Annotated in this window: 14 protein-coding genes; 9 read left to right on the top strand and 5 right to left on the bottom strand. The window is 41.3% G+C overall.

Annotated features, from left to right (window positions below):
- Positions 1-10: 10 nt before the first annotated feature.
- From AB5217_RS09230 to AB5217_RS09240, 3 genes are all read right to left on the bottom strand, one after another.
- Entirely contained in the window at positions 11-1,258 is a 1,248-nt protein-coding gene (locus AB5217_RS09230; protein ID WP_022200181.1) for an efflux RND transporter periplasmic adaptor subunit, read from the bottom strand.
- Between the two features lie 181 nt (positions 1,259-1,439).
- On the bottom strand, positions 1,440-2,816 hold the full coding sequence (locus AB5217_RS09235; protein ID WP_022200182.1) for an NAD(P)/FAD-dependent oxidoreductase: 1,377 nt from the start codon (positions 2,814-2,816) through the stop codon (positions 1,440-1,442).
- Between the two features lie 81 nt (positions 2,817-2,897).
- Positions 2,898-3,803: a glucosaminidase domain-containing protein gene (locus AB5217_RS09240; RefSeq protein ID WP_004311330.1), complete on the bottom strand. Its 906-nt coding sequence runs from the start codon at positions 3,801-3,803 to the stop codon at positions 2,898-2,900.
- A 111-nt stretch (positions 3,804-3,914) separates the two neighbouring features.
- Between AB5217_RS09240 and cdd the strand changes: the two genes are divergently transcribed.
- From cdd to AB5217_RS09285, 9 genes are all read left to right on the top strand, one after another.
- Positions 3,915-4,397, top strand: coding sequence for a cytidine deaminase (gene cdd, locus AB5217_RS09245; protein WP_004304232.1), 483 nt, complete (start codon positions 3,915-3,917; stop codon positions 4,395-4,397).
- 2 nt (positions 4,398-4,399) lie between these two features.
- Positions 4,400-5,239 (top strand): AraC family transcriptional regulator, encoded by an 840-nt coding sequence (locus tag AB5217_RS09250; protein WP_004304233.1) that lies wholly within the window; start codon positions 4,400-4,402, stop codon positions 5,237-5,239.
- An 88-nt stretch (positions 5,240-5,327) separates the two neighbouring features.
- Complete coding sequence (locus tag AB5217_RS09255; RefSeq protein WP_032843277.1) at positions 5,328-5,909, top strand: DUF417 family protein; 582 nt, start codon at positions 5,328-5,330, stop codon at positions 5,907-5,909.
- Positions 5,910-6,008: 99 nt separating this feature from the next.
- Complete coding sequence (locus AB5217_RS09260) at positions 6,009-7,382, top strand: FAD-dependent oxidoreductase (protein WP_008644648.1); 1,374 nt, start codon at positions 6,009-6,011, stop codon at positions 7,380-7,382.
- Positions 7,383-7,761: 379 nt separating this feature from the next.
- Positions 7,762-9,462 (top strand): ABC-F family ATP-binding cassette domain-containing protein, encoded by a 1,701-nt coding sequence (locus AB5217_RS09265; RefSeq protein ID WP_009040805.1) that lies wholly within the window; start codon positions 7,762-7,764, stop codon positions 9,460-9,462.
- Between the two features lie 431 nt (positions 9,463-9,893).
- Positions 9,894-10,688, top strand: coding sequence for an NAD(+) diphosphatase (nudC, locus tag AB5217_RS09270; RefSeq protein WP_256387956.1), 795 nt, complete (start codon positions 9,894-9,896; stop codon positions 10,686-10,688).
- Between the two features lie 7 nt (positions 10,689-10,695).
- Positions 10,696-11,259 carry a Crp/Fnr family transcriptional regulator gene (locus tag AB5217_RS09275; protein ID WP_004304240.1) on the top strand — a complete coding sequence of 188 codons (564 nt, stop codon included), beginning with the start codon at positions 10,696-10,698 and terminating at the stop codon, positions 11,257-11,259.
- Between the two features lie 80 nt (positions 11,260-11,339).
- On the top strand, positions 11,340-12,389 hold the full coding sequence (locus tag AB5217_RS09280; RefSeq protein WP_032843301.1) for an acyltransferase family protein: 1,050 nt from the start codon (positions 11,340-11,342) through the stop codon (positions 12,387-12,389).
- Positions 12,390-12,398: 9 nt separating this feature from the next.
- Positions 12,399-13,574, top strand: a complete 1,176-nt coding sequence (locus tag AB5217_RS09285) for a DUF418 domain-containing protein (protein ID WP_032843274.1) — start codon at positions 12,399-12,401, stop codon at positions 13,572-13,574.
- Positions 13,575-13,934: 360 nt separating this feature from the next.
- Here AB5217_RS09285 and AB5217_RS09290 read toward each other — a convergent pair whose 3' ends face one another.
- Both AB5217_RS09290 and AB5217_RS09295 read right to left on the bottom strand, forming a co-directional pair.
- Positions 13,935-15,680 carry a phospho-sugar mutase gene (locus tag AB5217_RS09290; protein WP_032854661.1) on the bottom strand — a complete coding sequence of 582 codons (1,746 nt, stop codon included), beginning with the start codon at positions 15,678-15,680 and terminating at the stop codon, positions 13,935-13,937.
- 209 nt (positions 15,681-15,889) lie between these two features.
- Entirely contained in the window at positions 15,890-17,527 is a 1,638-nt protein-coding gene (locus tag AB5217_RS09295; protein WP_032843271.1) for a C69 family dipeptidase, read from the bottom strand.
- Positions 17,528-17,545: the final 18 nt, after the last annotated feature.

Genomic DNA, 17,545 nt, shown 5'->3' on the forward strand with positions numbered 1-17,545 from the left:
AGTATTTAGTTTATTTAATTTTCAACTTATTCTTGTTCTTATAAGCACTCATATCGCTTACTACTACTTTATCACCCAGCTGCAATCCGCTCAACACTTCTACATATTCAAAATTAGAATCACCTAACTGTATTTTACGTTTTACCAGTTCATTATCAGAGTTGCAGACAAAAAGTTCATATTCACCGCGTCCCACATAGAAAGAGCCATTGGCTACGCGCATTACATCTTCTTTCACAGCATTCATCACATAAACATCTGTCTTTAGTCCGGAACGTAAGCGGCGGTGATTATCTTCTTTCAACTGAACGGTAAATGATATCACACCATTCTTGGATAGTGGTGTAACACTGCTAACTGTACCTTCCAGTTTGTCACTCCCTATCTTAACAATTGCTTTTCCTCCGGCTGCTACACGGTCACCGTACGTATCCGCAATCTCACCTTCCACTTTAAAATGGCTCAAATCAGAAATGATAGCCACCTGTCCGCCTTCGGAAATCTGTGCACCGATCTGGTTATTAATATAGGTAAGAATAGCTTTACGCGGGGAACGGATTTGTGCATCATCCAACGTACGTTTCTTTTCAGAAAGGCTCTTGCGGAAGATATTAAAATCAAGCTCCTGAACTTTCAATTCGGCAGCAGCTACTTCCTTCTCATTTTTATATTGTTGCTGAAGTTGTTCGTACTCTAATTGAGCCACATTATAGCTCAATTCAGCCTGGCGTACCTTATCCGTTGTTCCTGCACCGAGACTGTCCAGATAGTGTTCATTTCTCAACTCCACTTTCATACGACTCAATTTCATTGCCGAAACTTTAATCTGCATTGCCATATCGGAAAGTTTCGTCTGATTATTGACGCGAAGCTGATCAAGCTTATACTGGCGCATTTGTTCCTCGTCCAGTAACTTCTTATATTCAATTTCCGTACTCTGAAGGTCCAGTTTCAGAATCGGAGTACCTACGTCTACGCTATCTCCCCCTTTTTTATAGACTTCAATAATACGACTGTTGATCGGAGAATTGATAATTTCTTCAAAAGCAGGGACAACCTTACCGGAAGCACTGACACTTACCTCAATCACCCCTTTATCGACTGTGGAAAAGACAAGATCCTTTGCCTCCACTCCTGCCCTTAATACAGATATAAGTACACCGATGACAATAATACTTGCCACTCCAATGGATGAATAACGAATTATCTTCTTATTACGTTCTTTTTGACGTACCTCTTTAGGAATTTCTCTGTCCATATCCGATCATTTACTATTTTATGATGTATCAATTCGGTACTTTATATACCAAATCTGTGCCAAAATCGTAAATGGTTGATAAATAGAAGATAACAAAAAACAAAGGGTGTCCGATATCGGACACCCTGTACGAATTTACCGTTCAGAATAGCATCTATCATCCTGTCGACAGGAAGCCTGTCTACTTGGATGATGATGTAATTGAGGGGTTCTTTTCCTCTTGTACCAGTTCTTTCCCCCAATGGGTAGTTTCCTCCACCTTTTCACGATCACGAATCTCTTTTGCTTTACGGGCATAGACAATCATACGCATAGACTGATCGTAAGTGAAATAATTCCATACCCAATTCAAGAGTACAATAACCTTATTGCGTACTCCAAGGATAGAACGCAGATGAACAACGAGCCACATCACCCAGGCAAACCATCCCTGCATCTTTACTTTACTAAACTCTGCTACGGCACGATTGCGCCCGACAGTCGCCATCGAACCTAAATTGCGGTAATGGAAAGGTTTCATTTCCTGTCCTTTCTCCATACGAATCAGATTCTTTGCCAATAGTTCTCCTTGCTGGATCGCCACTTGTGCCAGTTGAGGATGCCCGTTCGGGTAATTTTCATCAGCTAACTGAATACATTGGTCGCCAATAGCAAACACATTATTCATCCCTTCTACACGGTTAAATGAATCGACTTTAATACGTCCTCCACGCCCAATCAGAGAGGCATCCAGATTTCCGATAGTCACACCGGTGACACCACTCACCCAGATAAAAGTACGCGTGGCAATCTCTGTACCATCTTCGAGTACTACTTTATGGTCACGATAATCCACAACGCGTTTATTCAACAGGATATTTACTCCCATTTCACGGAGAAACTGTTCAGCATGTGCAGATGATTCTTCCGACATTCCGGCAAGCAATCGCGGCCCGGCTTCAATCAAATAGATGTGCATCAGACTGCTGGACATATCAGGATAATCATTCGGCAAGACAAATTTCTTCATCTCGGAAAGTATTCCGGCTACTTCTATCCCGGTAGCTCCACCTCCCACAATTACAATATTCAATAACTCTTGTTGTTCCTGCTTCGTTGAACAGGTCAGCGCTCGTTCCAGATTAGCCAGAAGAGCGTTTCGCAATCCCATCGCTTCTGACACATTTTTCATCGGCATGGCTTCCTCTTCGATATGTTTATTACCGAAATAGTTGGTTGTAGTACCTGCTGCTAACACCAGATAGTCATATTCTGCTTTTCCGATGGAAGTCTGTATCATATTCTTTTCCGGGAAAATGGCACGTACTTCCGCCATACGGAAAAAGAAATCTTTCCGATGCTGGAATATTTTACGGAAGGGGAAGGATATGGAAGTTGGCTCCATACCAGCCGAAGCCACCTGATAAATCAAAGGAGGAAACTGATGATAGTTGTTTTTATCTATCAATACGACTTGAAAGCCTGACTTTTTCAGCTTGTTAGCCAGTTTCAAGCCACCGAAACCACCGCCTACTATGACGACACGTTTCTTATTACTTTTTGCAATGTTTAGACTCATATTCTAATCATGTTTTATCAAGATAATAACACATGAATGAGTCATTAAGTTTCCGAAATTCGAAACTTTTGAGAGAAGTCTCTACCGCAGACGCAATCTATCTCCGATTTCCGGAACATACTCACCATCCTTACGATTCATCTTATACAGATTTTTGAGGCGGATACCATATTTTTGAGAGATGCCATGCATGGAATCTCCATCTTTCACAACATATACAGTATAAGGTTTGGAAGCCTTTTTCTTCTTGCTCTTCAGGTAGATGATATCTCCTTCCATCAAGGTATAATCACGCTGCAAGTCGTTGTACTTCACAAGTTTCCTCCAACTAATATCGAATTCCTTGCCTAAATCTTTAAAGGTATCACCGTTGCGGGCTACCACATAAGCAATATCATTAGCGATATACACCTGATGCGGGCTCATCAACCAAGGATTCTTTTTCAGTTTCCGTTCCGAATATACCCCCTTACGGTCGTATTTATACAAGTCATAATCTTCGATAATTGTAATCAGACGATTAGCATAAGAAGGATCGGTAGCATAGCCTGCTTTTTTCAGTCCACGCGCCCAGCCTTTATAATCGGTGATGTCCAGTTTAAAAAGAAAAGCGTAACGGGCACCTCTTCTAAGGAAGTCGGAATGATCTTCGTAAGAGTCACGCGGATGCTTATAAGCACGGAAACATTCGTTACGGGCATCATCATCATGACGAACCGTACGTCCCCGCCAACTGCCACCACACTTAATACCAAAGTGGTTATTACTCTTTCGTGCCAACTGGCTGTATCCGGCACCGCTTTCCAGCAATCCTTGTGCCAATGTAATACTCGCCGGAATCTTATGAAGCTTCATCTGTTCAACAGCCAAATCACTATACTTATTTATATACTCGACGTAACGGGCATTCCGTTTCTGTGCCTGCACTCCTACGGCAAAGAAAAAAACAACGGTTAAAAAGATAAGTCTATGCAGTTTATTCTCCATTTTTTATTCAGATGTGAATTAGATGGCACAAAAATCTGAAAAATAATTGGGATTATCAATCTCTTTCCTAACTTTGTAACATTAATTGTAGAAACCAATACCCTGACGTATATGAAAGACCTCACAATTACCGCTATTATTAAAGTATATCAATATGATGAGTTGAATGAGGGCGATCGGTCACTTATAAAGACTGCCATGGAGGCAACAGCTCGTAGTTATTCTCCGTACTCCCATTTCTCCGTAGGTGCCGCTGCGCTATTGGGCAACGGGACAGTAGTGACAGGAACCAATCAGGAAAATGCGGCCTATCCGTCGGGGCTTTGTGCAGAACGTACTACCCTATTCTATGCCAACTCCCAATATCCCGACCAACCGGTTGTCACTCTTGCCATTGCGGCACGAACGGAAAAGGACTTCATCGACCATCCGATTCCTCCCTGCGGTGCTTGCCGGCAAGTGATTCTGGAAACGGAAAAGCGTTACAAACAACCCATCCGCATCCTATTATATGGCAAAGAATGTATCTACGAAGTAAAAAGTATAGGCGATCTACTGCCGTTATCATTTGACGCATCAGCAATGGAGGATTAATTATGTTACAACAATATCACACGAAACTAAAAGGAACACTCGCACTTACAGACTCTTATCTGACAGAAAAAGCACTGCAAAAAGAAAAAGGGCTTTATAAATTTATATGGGTACGCAACGGAAGCATCACAGTAGAAATCGACCATCAGGAAATGATACTTACCCAAGATGAAGTGATTTCACTCACTCATCTGCAACACCTCGAATTTAAATCGATTGATGGTGAATACCTGACTTTGTTGTTCAACAGCAATTTCTATTGTATCTATGGCAACGACCATGAAGTGTCATGCAGCGGTTTCCTGTTCAACGGTTCTTCTCACCTGATCCGTTTTACCCTGAATGAAAAAGAACGTAAAGAACTCGACACCATTACCGAAGCACTGGAAAACGAGTTTACCGTTTCCGACAGCCTGCAGGAGGAGATGCTACGCATCCTGCTAAAACGTTTCATTATCCAATGTACCCGAATTGCACGTCACCGCATGAATATCACCCGTGAAAAAGAATCCGGTTTTGAGATTGTCCGCCAATACTATAACTTGGTCGACGAGCATTACCGGACGAAGAAACAGGTGCAGGACTATGCCGATATGTTGCATAAATCTCCCAAGACACTATCGAACATCTTTTCTACCTGCAAACTGCCTTCGCCGCTTCGGGTTATCCACGAACGGGTGGAAGCGGAAGCTAAACGTCTCCTGCTTTACAGCAACAAAAGCGCCAAAGAGATTGCCGATATTCTGGGATTTGAAGACCAGGCTTCTTTCAGCCGTTTCTTCAAAAATATGACTGGACAGAGCGCCGTGCAATTCAGAAACACACAGGAAGGGAAAAATTGACAAGGCATACGGAAGTATTGCTATTTTGGGGGTAGTGGAAATGGACGACCTTTGCAACATAAGATAAACCCATTAAAACCCCAACAAAATGAAAGAGAAATTGATCGCTTTACTGACCTTCACTTCAAGTCTGAAAAGTTTTGGTATGAAATTTATCCGCGTTGCCATCCTGGTAGTATTTGTATGGATAGGCGGATTGAAGTATTTCCATTATGAAGCCGACGGGATTGTTCCGTTTGTTGCCAGCAGTCCTTTTATGAGTTTCTTCTATGCTAAAGGTGCACCCGAATACAAAGAACATAAAAATGCGGAAGGTGCTTTTGTCCCGGAAAATCGTGCATGGCACGAAGCAAACCGCACTTATACTTTCTCTTACGGACTGGGAGCTCTTATTATGGGGATCGGCATACTGGTATTCTTGGGAATCTTTTTCCCAAAAGTGGGATTGGCAGGCGACACCCTCGCCATTATCATGACGCTCGGCACACTTTCTTTTCTTGTCACCACCCCGGAAGTCTGGGTTCCCGACTTGGGAAGCGGAGAATTCGGTTTCCCATTACTATCCGGTGCAGGGCGGTTGGTGATTAAAGACATTGTGATCCTGGCCAGTGCCGTAGTGTTATTATCCGACTCGTCACAACGCGTACTCAAAACACTTAAAAAAGACTAAGACAACCACTAAAGAGGATTCTGACTTCTTGCCATTGCGGAACAAATCGTATTTTCAGACTGTTATATAGTCTCATACAAATCATTAATACAAGAAGTTATGAAACAATATGATGCAATTATTATAGGATTCGGCAAGGCAGGGAAAACCCTGGCTGCCGAACTTTCCAACCGCGGATGGCAAGTGGCCATCGTAGAACGTTCCAACATGATGTATGGAGGAAGCTGTCCGAATGTAGCCTGTATCCCAACAAAGACGCTGGTGCATGAAGCCGAGGTTTCCGCTTTGCTTTACCACGATGATTTTCCGAAGCAGGCGAATATGTACAAACAGGCCATCGGCCGAAAGAACCGCCTCACTTCCTTTCTTAGGAATGATAATTACGAAAGACTAAGCAAACGTCCTAATGTGACTATCTATACTGGAACGGGGTCTTTCATATCCGCCGATACCATAAAAGTGGAACTTCCCGAAGGAGAAATCGAACTGAAAGGAAAAGAGATATTTATCAACACGGGGTCTACTCCCATTATCCCTGCAATAGATGGTATTCAGCAAAGTCAGCACGTATATACCAGTAGTGCGCTTTTGGACTTAAGTGTACTTCCTCATCACCTGATTATCATAGGTGGAGGATATATCGGACTGGAGTTCGCTTCTATGTATGCCGGTTTCGGCAGTAAAGTGACGATACTCGAAGGAGGAAACAAATTTATGCCTCGCGAAGATCGGGATATTGCAAACAGCGTCAAAGAAGTGATGGAGAAGAAAGGTATTGAAATCCATCTGAACGCTCGTGCACAGTCTATCCATGACACGAATGACGGAGTGACACTGACTTACTCGGACATATCCGACGGTACTCCTTATTATGTAGATGGAGATGCCATTCTTATCGCAACGGGACGTAAACCGATGATTGAAGGATTGAATCTGCAAGCAGCGGGTGTAGGAGTTGATGCTCACGGAGCTATCATCGTAAACGATCAGTTACGCACTACTGTTCCTCATATATGGGCAATGGGAGATGTGAAAGGCGGATCGCAATTTACTTATGTCTCGCTAGATGATTTCCGGATTATCCGTGACCAGCTCTTCGGTGACAAGAAACGTGATATCGGAGACCGTGATCCTGTGCAATATGCAGTGTTTATTGATCCGCCATTGGCACATATCGGAATCAGTGAAGAAGAAGCTCTGAAAAGAGGATATTCATTTAAGGTTTCCCGGTTGCCGGCTTCCTCTATCGTTCGTACCCGCACATTAAGGCAGACTGATGGTATGCTAAAAGCTATCATCAATAATCATAACGGGAAGATTATGGGCTGTACTCTATTCTGTGCCGATGCTTCAGAAATCATCAATATCGTAGCTATGGCGATAAAAACAGGGCAAACCTCTACATTCTTGCGCGATTTTATCTTCACGCATCCCAGTATGAGTGAGGGATTAAATCAACTGTTTGATGTATAAGAATAAGAAAGAATATAACTCACTTCTAAAACAGAGCCTCTGAATAGGGTAAACAGAGGCTCTATTTGGAGTAATCGGAGGCTCTGAATGAGGTAAACGGAGCCTCTAAATAAATGAAACTCATTCTTTTTCAGTCTTAATAGAGTGAAATCTAATAGAAAGTGTTATCTTTGCAACCAAGTTAAACTATATACCTACCGCAATGAGAATTAGTAAGTAAGACAACACTTCTAAGTAAACATCACTTTTCTTATATGCTTTTTCTATTTCGTTAAGCATCACGAAATCCGTGTTGTTTAGCCAGTATTGTGTTTGTCGTTCCCCCCTATCCTGTGATTTTCCCTCACTCTATTTTCAACCTCAAACCCAATAGATCATTATGTCTATAAGTATTCAGCAAATCAGCTATATCCATCCGGATAAAGAAGTATTATTCAGTGATCTCAATTTCGCCATCAGTAAGGGGCAGAAACTGGGATTAGTCGGTAACAATGGGTGCGGTAAATCTACTTTGCTGCAAATTATTGCCGGACAACTTTCACCCTCTTCCGGTGTCATTGTCCGTCTGGACGACCTATATTATATCCCGCAACATTTCGGGCAATATGATTCATTGACTATCGCTCAAGCACTCCAGATAGAACGTAAGCAACAAGCCTTACATGCTATCCTGTCAGGAGATGCCTCAAACGAAAATTTCGTCATCCTGGATGATGACTGGAATATTGAAGAACGTTCCATTGCCGCTCTCGATTTATGGGGGCTAGGACAGTTTACTCTATCCTACCCGATGAATTTGCTTAGCGGCGGTGAAAAGACCCGTGTATTTCTGGCAGGGATGGACATTCATCACCCATCTGTCGTACTTATGGATGAACCGACCAATCATCTCGATTCTTCCGGCAGACAACGTTTATATGACTGGGTAGAGAAATATCGTTCCACCCTGTTGGTGGTAAGTCATGACCGTACCCTGCTCAATCTTCTCCCCGAGATTTGCGAACTGGAGAAGCATCAAATCAATTATTATGGCGGAAATTACGAATTCTACAAAGAACAAAAAACGCTGATGCAGGAAGCATTGCAACAACGTATTGAAGAAAAAGAAAAGGCACTACGTATTGCCCGTAAAGTGGCTCGCGAAACGGCCGAACGCAGGGACAAACAGAATGTACGCGGCGAAAAGAGTAATATAAGAAAAGGAGTTCCACGCATTGTATTGAACGCACTCCAAGGGAAATCCGAGAAGAGCACTAGTAAACTGACTGGCGTTCATCAGGAAAAAGCCGAGAAGTTAACAAATGAACGCAACCAGCTTCGAGGTTCGCTCTCTCCGACTGCGGCATTAAAAACCGACTTCAACAGTTCCTCGCTTCATACCGGGAAGATATTAGTGACAGCAAAAGAGATTAACTTCAGTTATCATTCCAATTCGGTTAACAATGATATTCTGACGAATAATGAAATAAATTCGTCTGACACAGGTTATCTTCCCAATCCGAATAGCAATGATATTCAGGAAAATAGTATCTCAAAACAACAGCTTTGGCAAGCTCCTGTCAGTTTTCAGCTAAAGAGCGGAGACCGCCTCCGTATAGAAGGAGCCAACGGTAGCGGGAAAACAACTCTATTGAAATTAATCACCGGCCAACTTCAACCACAGGAAGGAACCCTGACACGGACGGACTTTAGCTATGTCTATTTGAATCAAGAGTATTCGATCATTGACGACCGGAACAGTATTCTTGAACAGGCTTACGCTTTCAACAGCCGGAATCTGCCGGAGCATGAAATAAAGATTATTCTACACCGTTACTTGTTTCCTGCATCCGAATGGGACAAATCCTGCCGGAAACTTAGTGGTGGTGAGAAAATGCGTCTCGCTTTCTGCTGTCTGATGATTAGTAACAATACCCCTGATATGTTTATCCTGGATGAACCTACCAACAATTTGGACATACAAAGTATTGAAATTATCACTGCTACTATCAAAAATTATGCAGGTACTGTGATAGCAATCTCACACGACAATTATTTTATTCAGGAAATTGGTGTCGAACAATGCATTTTATTGAGTTAGTCTATTGATATTTTATCCAGGGCAACCGCACCAATATTTAATTCATATTCGCACAGTTTTGAATAAAATAATGGAGTATTCTGGAAACGTTGTGGTAAATCTGAAAAAGATGATTGAGTTTTTAAGATTCCCCGTTATCTTTTTATTATAAGATATGGGTCCAGGGTGAGGGGTGGTGAGGGTAGATTTATAACCTTTTATTATTTTATTTTCTATACTATCTCCTTTTTTATCCTCAAAAAAAAAATACGAAAGTTATAAATCTACCCTCACCACCCCTCACCCTGGACCCATTCATTAGCGCAACGTTTAACTCGTTTCTGCACAGTTATGAATCAAATTTTGGTGCGGTTGCACTGTATTTTATCTGATAAGTCTAAATATCAATCTAGTTTTTTTATAACTTCGCAGCGCGAAGATCAAGAATTAGAATTAAAATGAATCAGACAGCACAATCATGGTGGTTTATCTTTTACAAAGACCAACTGCTTCTTGAGAAAAAAGAGGATGGTATATATACCGTCCCGTGTGGAGAAAGCTCTCCTATTGTTATTAAAGAAAAAACAACCGTACACAATATCACCACACTAGAAAGGAAAAACTGCAAGGCTTTCTCCCTCTCCTCTCCCATTGAAGAATCGGAGCAATGGATCATGATAGGGCTTCGTGCCTCCTATGAATATCTTCCTTTGTCTCATTATCAGACAGCAGGAAAAGCACATGAGATTCTGCATTGGGATAGAAACAGCCGCTTTTGTTCCGCCTGCGGCACGCCTATGGAACAGAAAGAATCTATCATGAAGCGTTGTCCGAAATGTGGCCGGGAGGTATATCCTTCCATTTCCACAGCGATTCTTGTATTAGTGAGAAAAAAAGATTCACTACTTTTAGTGCACGCCCGCAATTTTAAAGGAACATTCAACAGTCTCATTGCCGGATTTCTGGAAACCGGAGAAACGCTAGAAGAATGTGTAGCACGTGAAGTGAAAGAAGAAACCGGACTGGATGTAAAAAATATCACTTATTTCGGTAATCAGCCCTGGCCTTATCCCAGCGGACTAATGGTCGGCTTTATTGCCGATTATGCCGGAGGGGAGATCAACCTCCAAGATGAAGAATTGAGTTCGGGAGACTTTTATACAAGAGACAATTTACCCGAACTTCCCAGAAAACTTAGTCTTGCCCGAAAGATGATTGATTGGTGGATAGAGCATCCAAATGAATAAATCAAACATGGAAAATATCATCAAAGGAATCCGACAGTATTATCCGGTATCCGACAGTTCTTTGGAAGTACTCTTCAGTTATATGAAGAAAATGGAGCTTCCTAAAAAACATTTACTAATACACGGTGGAGTACTAGACCGCCACGTCTACTTTATTGAAAAAGGATTTTGTAGATCCTATTGTTTACGTGACGGAGAAGAAATCACGATCTGGTTTTCACGCGAAGGTGATATTACCTTTGCCATGAAAGATTTATATCATAATCAACCGGGATACGAATATGTAGAATTACTGGAAGATTGTGAATTATATGCCATACGTATTGAAGATTTAAATCAAATTTATGAAACTAATATAGAAATTGCCAACTGGGGACGTGTCATTCATCAGGAATGTTTGTTGTACATGGATATTCACCATATCAACCGATTGTATCTTCCGGCTAAAGAACGTTATGAACAACTTTTACGTGAGCAACCCGATGTCATTCACCGTGCCCAATTGGGATATATAGCCTCCTTTCTAGGCATGACTCCCCAACATCTTAGCCGCCTACGCTCCGAATCTTGAATCTTTTTAATCTATGTGAATTTTTATATCACAAGAAAACAGTACTTTTGACAGCGAATACAAAAAAACTGATAAGTATCGTGATTAACACATTAACTTCTTTACGAATATTATTTGCCTTGATGGTATTCGGGGCACATTGTTATGTTCTGGATCCAAGCTTCGACACTCACTTCTTTAAAGAAGGATTTGTTGGAGTCAGCTTTTTTTTCATCCTTAGTGGCTTCATTATTGCCTATAATTATGAAGAAAAGTTATTGGAAAAGATCACCACCAAACGTACTTTTTGGGTAGCACGCATTGCCCGCATTTACCCCCTCCATCTACTTACTCTATTAATTGCCGCATGTATAGGAGGGTATGTTCAATACAACGATACGACAGACTGGATAAAACACTTCGCCGCTTCCACTTTTTTATTGCAACCGTTCTTCCCTTCTGCAGATTATTTTTTCTCATTCAATAGTCCTTCGTGGAGTTTGGGCTGCGAACAGTTATTTTATTTCTGTTTCCCCCTCATCATTCCTTTCTTAAATAGTAAACGGAATCTATGTATCACTCTTTTCATCTGCCTGCTGGTTATGCTGACAGGTATGCATCTGACTGCTGAAGAACAAATTAAAGCATACTGGTATGTAAATCCAATCACCCGCCTGCCGGACTTTTTTGTAGGTGTTTTACTTTATCAGTTTTATCGGTCGATATTCAACAAAAAGACTTCTTATTCCACCGGAACACTATTAGAAATAGGAGTAGTCATTTTATTTTTTGTTTTCTATTTTTGTGCCGCAAACATTCCCAAAGTATACCGCTATTCTTGTTACTACTGGCTACCCGTTTCTTTGGTGATACTTATCTTTGCCTTACAAAGAGGGTATATATCCCGGTTACTATCCAATCGGGTCTTAGTGATAGGAGGAGAAATCAGTTATAGTTTCTATCTGATACATTTATTTATTATACTCACATACCTCCAAATGGCTACTCTGTATCAATGGCACATACATTGGATGATAAGTGTCCCCGTCATTTTTTGCATCACTATTGCACTTAGCTTACTTTCTTATTATTATTTTGAAAAGCCTGCCAATAGATGGGTAAAACGAATACTAACTAAAAAACAATCATAAATTAGCCCCATGAAATTATCAACAAAAACACCCCGAATTGAAGTAGTAGATGCTCTTAGAGGATTTGCTGTAATGGCCATCCTTCTGGTTCATAACCTGGAGCATTTCATTTTCCCCGTATATCCGGAAAGTTCTCCTGAATGGCTTACCATTTTGGATGCCGGAGTATTTAATGCGACATTTTCACTGCTTGCCGGAAAGTCTTATGCCATATTCGCTCTGCTTTTCGGATTCACTTTCTATATCCAGTCGCACAACCAGCAGTTGAAAGGAAAAGATTTTGGTTACCGCTTTTTATGGAGAATGATATTGCTGGCAGGATTCGCCACTTTGAATGCTGCTTTCTTCCCGGCAGGAGATGTCCTGCTTCTGTTTGTTGTAGTCAGTCTTGTACTGTTTATCGTACGTAAATGGAGTGACAAAGCGATTCTAATCACCGCCATCTTGTTTTCACTGCAACCGATTGAATGGTTTCATTATATAATGAGCCTTTTCAATCCTGCCTATACCCTACCCGATTTGAATGTTGGAGCCATGTATGCTGAAGTAGCGGAATACACCAAAGCCGGAAACTTTTGGGATTTTCTGATAGGTAATATTACTTTAGGACAGAAAGCAAGCCTGTTTTGGGCTATCGGTGCCGGACGTTTCTTGCAGACTGCCGGACTTTTCCTGTTTGGCTTATATATCGGACGCAAAGAATTGTTCGTAACTACCGAATCTCATTTGAAGTTCTGGATGAAAGCACTTATTATTGCAGCTATCAGTTTCGCGCCACTGTATTCTCTGAAAGAACAGATCATGCAAAGTGACAGCAGTCTGATTCAGCAAACAGTAGGTACTGCTTTTGATATGTGGCAGAAGTTTGCATTCACGATTGTACTTGTTTCTTCTTTCATGTTGCTTTATCAGAAAGATAAATTCAAGAAAGCCGTATCCAACCTACGATTCTACGGAAAAATGAGTTTGACCAACTATATTTCCCAATCTATTTTAGGAGCTATTATCTATTTTCCATTCGGGCTTTATCTTGCTCCTTACTGTGGATATACTCTTAGCTTGATTATAGGTATCGTTCTTTTCCTGTTACAGGTTAAGTTCTGCAAATGGTGGCTATCTAACCATAAACAAGGACCATTGGAGACAATATGGCATAAATGGACTTGGATCGGAACCAAGAAATGACAGGAAGAAAAGCAGGCTACGAAATATGCACAACTACAAACGAACAACTTACGAATATGAAACTGAACGTATCACTCTAAAGCATCAACAACACATGTGTATATCCGCAGCCTGCCTGTTGAAATTGAGATGATGCCAATACAACAAGATTCTCGCAAGAAGGATTTGCAAGTGGACTTAAAGAATGCAAAGGAAATGAAAGAACTGTACCAAGTGAGGAAAAATACCCGAAAATAGGCAGAATCAGGGCCATGTACAGAGAAAAAAGAAGCGCCTCCACAATCTTCAAAAGATTATAGAGGCGCTATTTTATTATTTATCTTTTTATGATCTATATCTGAAATTTCAGAAGAGACAAAATCAGATACCCAATGATTTTTTCACTGCTTCAATCTTTTCCATGGCGGCAGATTCGGCAGAAGCATAACAGTTGCGGCATCCCATTTCACCCTGAACTTCCATATAGAACTTAATCTTCGGTTCTGTACCTGAAGGACGAACAGAAACTTTGCTACCGTCTTCTGTGAAATATTGAAGAACGTTAGATGGTTCCGGCATATCGATGGCAGTTACGTTACCTTTATCATCAGTCTGTTTCAGTGTCTTATAATCTTTGCTTAAGATCACCTTAGAGCCACCCAATTCTTTCGGAGGATTAGCACGGAAGTTTTCCATCATTGCTTTGATTTCTTCAGCACCACTCTTACCCGGTTTCACTACGTTTACGGTAAACTCTTTAGAGAATCCATATTCTACGTAGATATCAAGCAACAACTGATACAAAGATTTGCCATTATCTTTTGCCCATGCGGCAACTTCAGCAATCAGACAGCAAGCAGATACAGCATCTTTATCACGAACAAAATCTTCGGCAAGGAATCCATAGCTTTCTTCACCACCACCGATATATTTCTGTTTACCTTCACGCAGACGGATTTCACGGGCAATCCATTTAAATCCAGTATAGCAGTCAAGCATTTCGATATTATTCTTATCTGCGATTTTCTTGATAAGTTCGGTAGTAACGATTGTCTTCACACAGAACTCATTACCTTTAATCTTACCCAGTTGTTTGTATTGAGTCAGAATATAATAAAGGTACATCATACAGGTCTGGTTACCGTTAATCAGTACCCATTCACCCTTGTCATCCTTACAAGCGATACCCACACGGTCAGCATCCGGATCGGAAGCCATTACGAGTTCAGCATCAATTTCTTTAGCAAGGTTTACAGCCATAGAAAGAGCTTCCGCATTTTCAGGATTCGGAGATACGACAGTCGGGAAGTTACCGTCCTTAACCATTTGTTCGGGAACAGTGAATACGTTTTCGAATCCCCACATCTTCAATGCACGCGGAATCAACATCATACCTGTACCGTGAATCGGAGTATAGACAATCTTCATATCTTTGTGACGGGCGATAGCTGCCGGATCAATAGAAACGGTTTTCACCATGTCCAGATAAATTTTATCAATGTCTTCGCCGATAATCTGAATCAAATCAGGATTTCCCTGGAATTTAATGTCAGCAGCAGAAGCAATGGCATTTACTTCGTCGATGATGCCTTTATCGTGTGGAGCCAATACCTGTGCACCATCGTCCCAATATGCCTTGTAACCGTTGTATTCCTTCGGATTGTGAGAAGCAGTCAGAATGATACCGCTCTGGCAACCGAGGTGACGGATAGCAAAAGACATTTCCGGAGTCGGACGCATATCGTCAAACAGATATACTTTAATGCCATTGGCAGAGAATATATTAGCAGATGTCTCTGCAAACAAACGGCTGTTGTTACGGCAGTCATGACCGACTACTACAGAAATTTGTGGCAGGTCTTTGAAGTTCTTCTTCAGATAGTTGGAAAGCCCTTGAGTGGCAGCACCTACCGTATAGATATTCATACGATTGCTACCTACTCCCATGATACCACGCAAACCACCAGTACCAAATTCAAGGTCTTTGTAGAAAGCTTCAATAAGTTCGGTTTTATCATCGTTTTCCAACATTCGTTTCACTTCAGCCTGGGTTTCAGCATCATAAGCCGGGGTTAGCCATTTTTCGGCTTTTTCAGTGACCTGTTTAATAAGTTCCTGATTTTCCATTTCGATTGTTATTTATTGGTTAATGAATTATTTATTATCAATTTCTCGAGCACACAAATGTAAAATAATAAGTTTATAAATCCTAGGTATTCAATTAAAAATTAGAAATTAAAAATTAAAAACCAGAGATTAAAAGTAAATAGCCATCCCACAGCAACAACTTGTCAGCCCATTTTAATCTTTCATTTTTAATCTTTCATTTTCAATTCTTATTTTACCAAATATCTGTCGCCAGTCTGTTTGACATATTCCTGCAAGAATTCTTTCGGATATCCGGGACGGATCACACCGGCAGGTTGTCCGATAGAATTACGTTCAAACTTACCATCTTTAACACGCTTCACTACTCCATCATTATACTTCACAATCAAGAATGTACCTAATTGTTTCCAAGTATCGAAAGTGCTCTGTGCGGTCATATTTGTATAATTTGTCAGAAAATCAACTGCTGCGTTCTTATCTTTAGCCAACAGTTTGGCAGCCATCTCTTCAATGCCTTCCTGTGCATTGTTGAAAGTCGTTTCCATTTCTTTCTGCGCTTCCCGTACATCACCGATCATCAAATCATAACGCGGATAGACCATATTAGATACCCAGTTGAAAATCCAGAAAGCTGAATTCCAAGAGAATGTTATATAATCGGCTCCATCTACACGGGTATAGCATACCGGAACTTTCGTTGCGCAGCAATAGACCGGAGTAAATACCGTCATGTTGGCATCATCCACACCAAACCAAAGTACACCACCTATCGGGTCCGGCTTATGAGCACGCATTTGTGCAACAAATACAAATCCGCTTTGTTGAGTGGAAATGGGACGTTCGTTGAAATATTCCTTATCGTCTACCTTGAAGTTCAGAGGAGAAAGGCGATATGGCGTCTTATAAGGACCTGCTCCGAAATCATTGGAAATATCAAGAGGCGTACCTTCATAGTGGTCACGCATCATATCTTTCACATCCTGTACAGACAGTTTATGTTTCGGTTTCACAAAAAGAGGCATTGGAGTATCGGTCTTTCCCTCAATATAAGGAAGATACTCTTTTCCATTATCCGTGAACTTATTAAAATAGCTCCACACACGTGCCTCACAGAAACGACGAGCACCAAAATCAAGAGGCGCATAAGCTAACGAAAAGCTAAAATCTTTATTTACTCCATTAAAATATCCCTTCTCACGAGCGAAAGAAACGACATCCGGAGAGTACATACAGTTCTCCTTGTCATTCATATCAAACTGGTGGATACGTGACTGATTAGCATGAGCCGAAATGCAGTCATCAGGCACACGTACAGCTACCCAAACAGCTCCACGAATTCCGGGACCTTTACCAATCATTTCCATGATCCATATTTCGTTCGGATCGGCAATAGTAAAGGACTCTCCTTCGCTATAATAACCGTATTGCTGCACTAAATCGGTCATGATTTTAATTGCTTCACGGGCAGTGCGCGAACGTTGCAAACCAATATAAATCAGACTTCCGTAATCAATAATCCCTGTGGAATCCGCCAGTTCCGGACGTCCGCCGAAAGTCGTCTCACCAATCGTAACCTGATATTCATTCATATTACCGACTACATTGTAAGTCTGACGTGCCTGCTCTATTTCTCCCAGATACTTGCCGGTATCCCATTCATACACTTTCAACATCGTTCCCTTCGGGTAGGTAGCAGCCGGATAATGATAGAGTTCTCCGAACAGGCCATACGAGTCAGCAGAATAGGAAACGATCGTCGAGCCATCGGCAGACGCATTCTTTCCAACAATCAGGTTAGTGCAAGCGAAAGTGTTCGCCACAGCTGCCATAAACATGGCAGCACAAAGAATAATTCTTCTTTTCATAAATATATGATTCACTTT

This window comes from Bacteroides sp. MSSM.1001136sp1_RTP21357st2_D2_RTP21359_211015 (assembly GCF_040913205.1).
Taxonomy (GTDB): domain Bacteria; phylum Bacteroidota; class Bacteroidia; order Bacteroidales; family Bacteroidaceae; genus Bacteroides; species Bacteroides ovatus.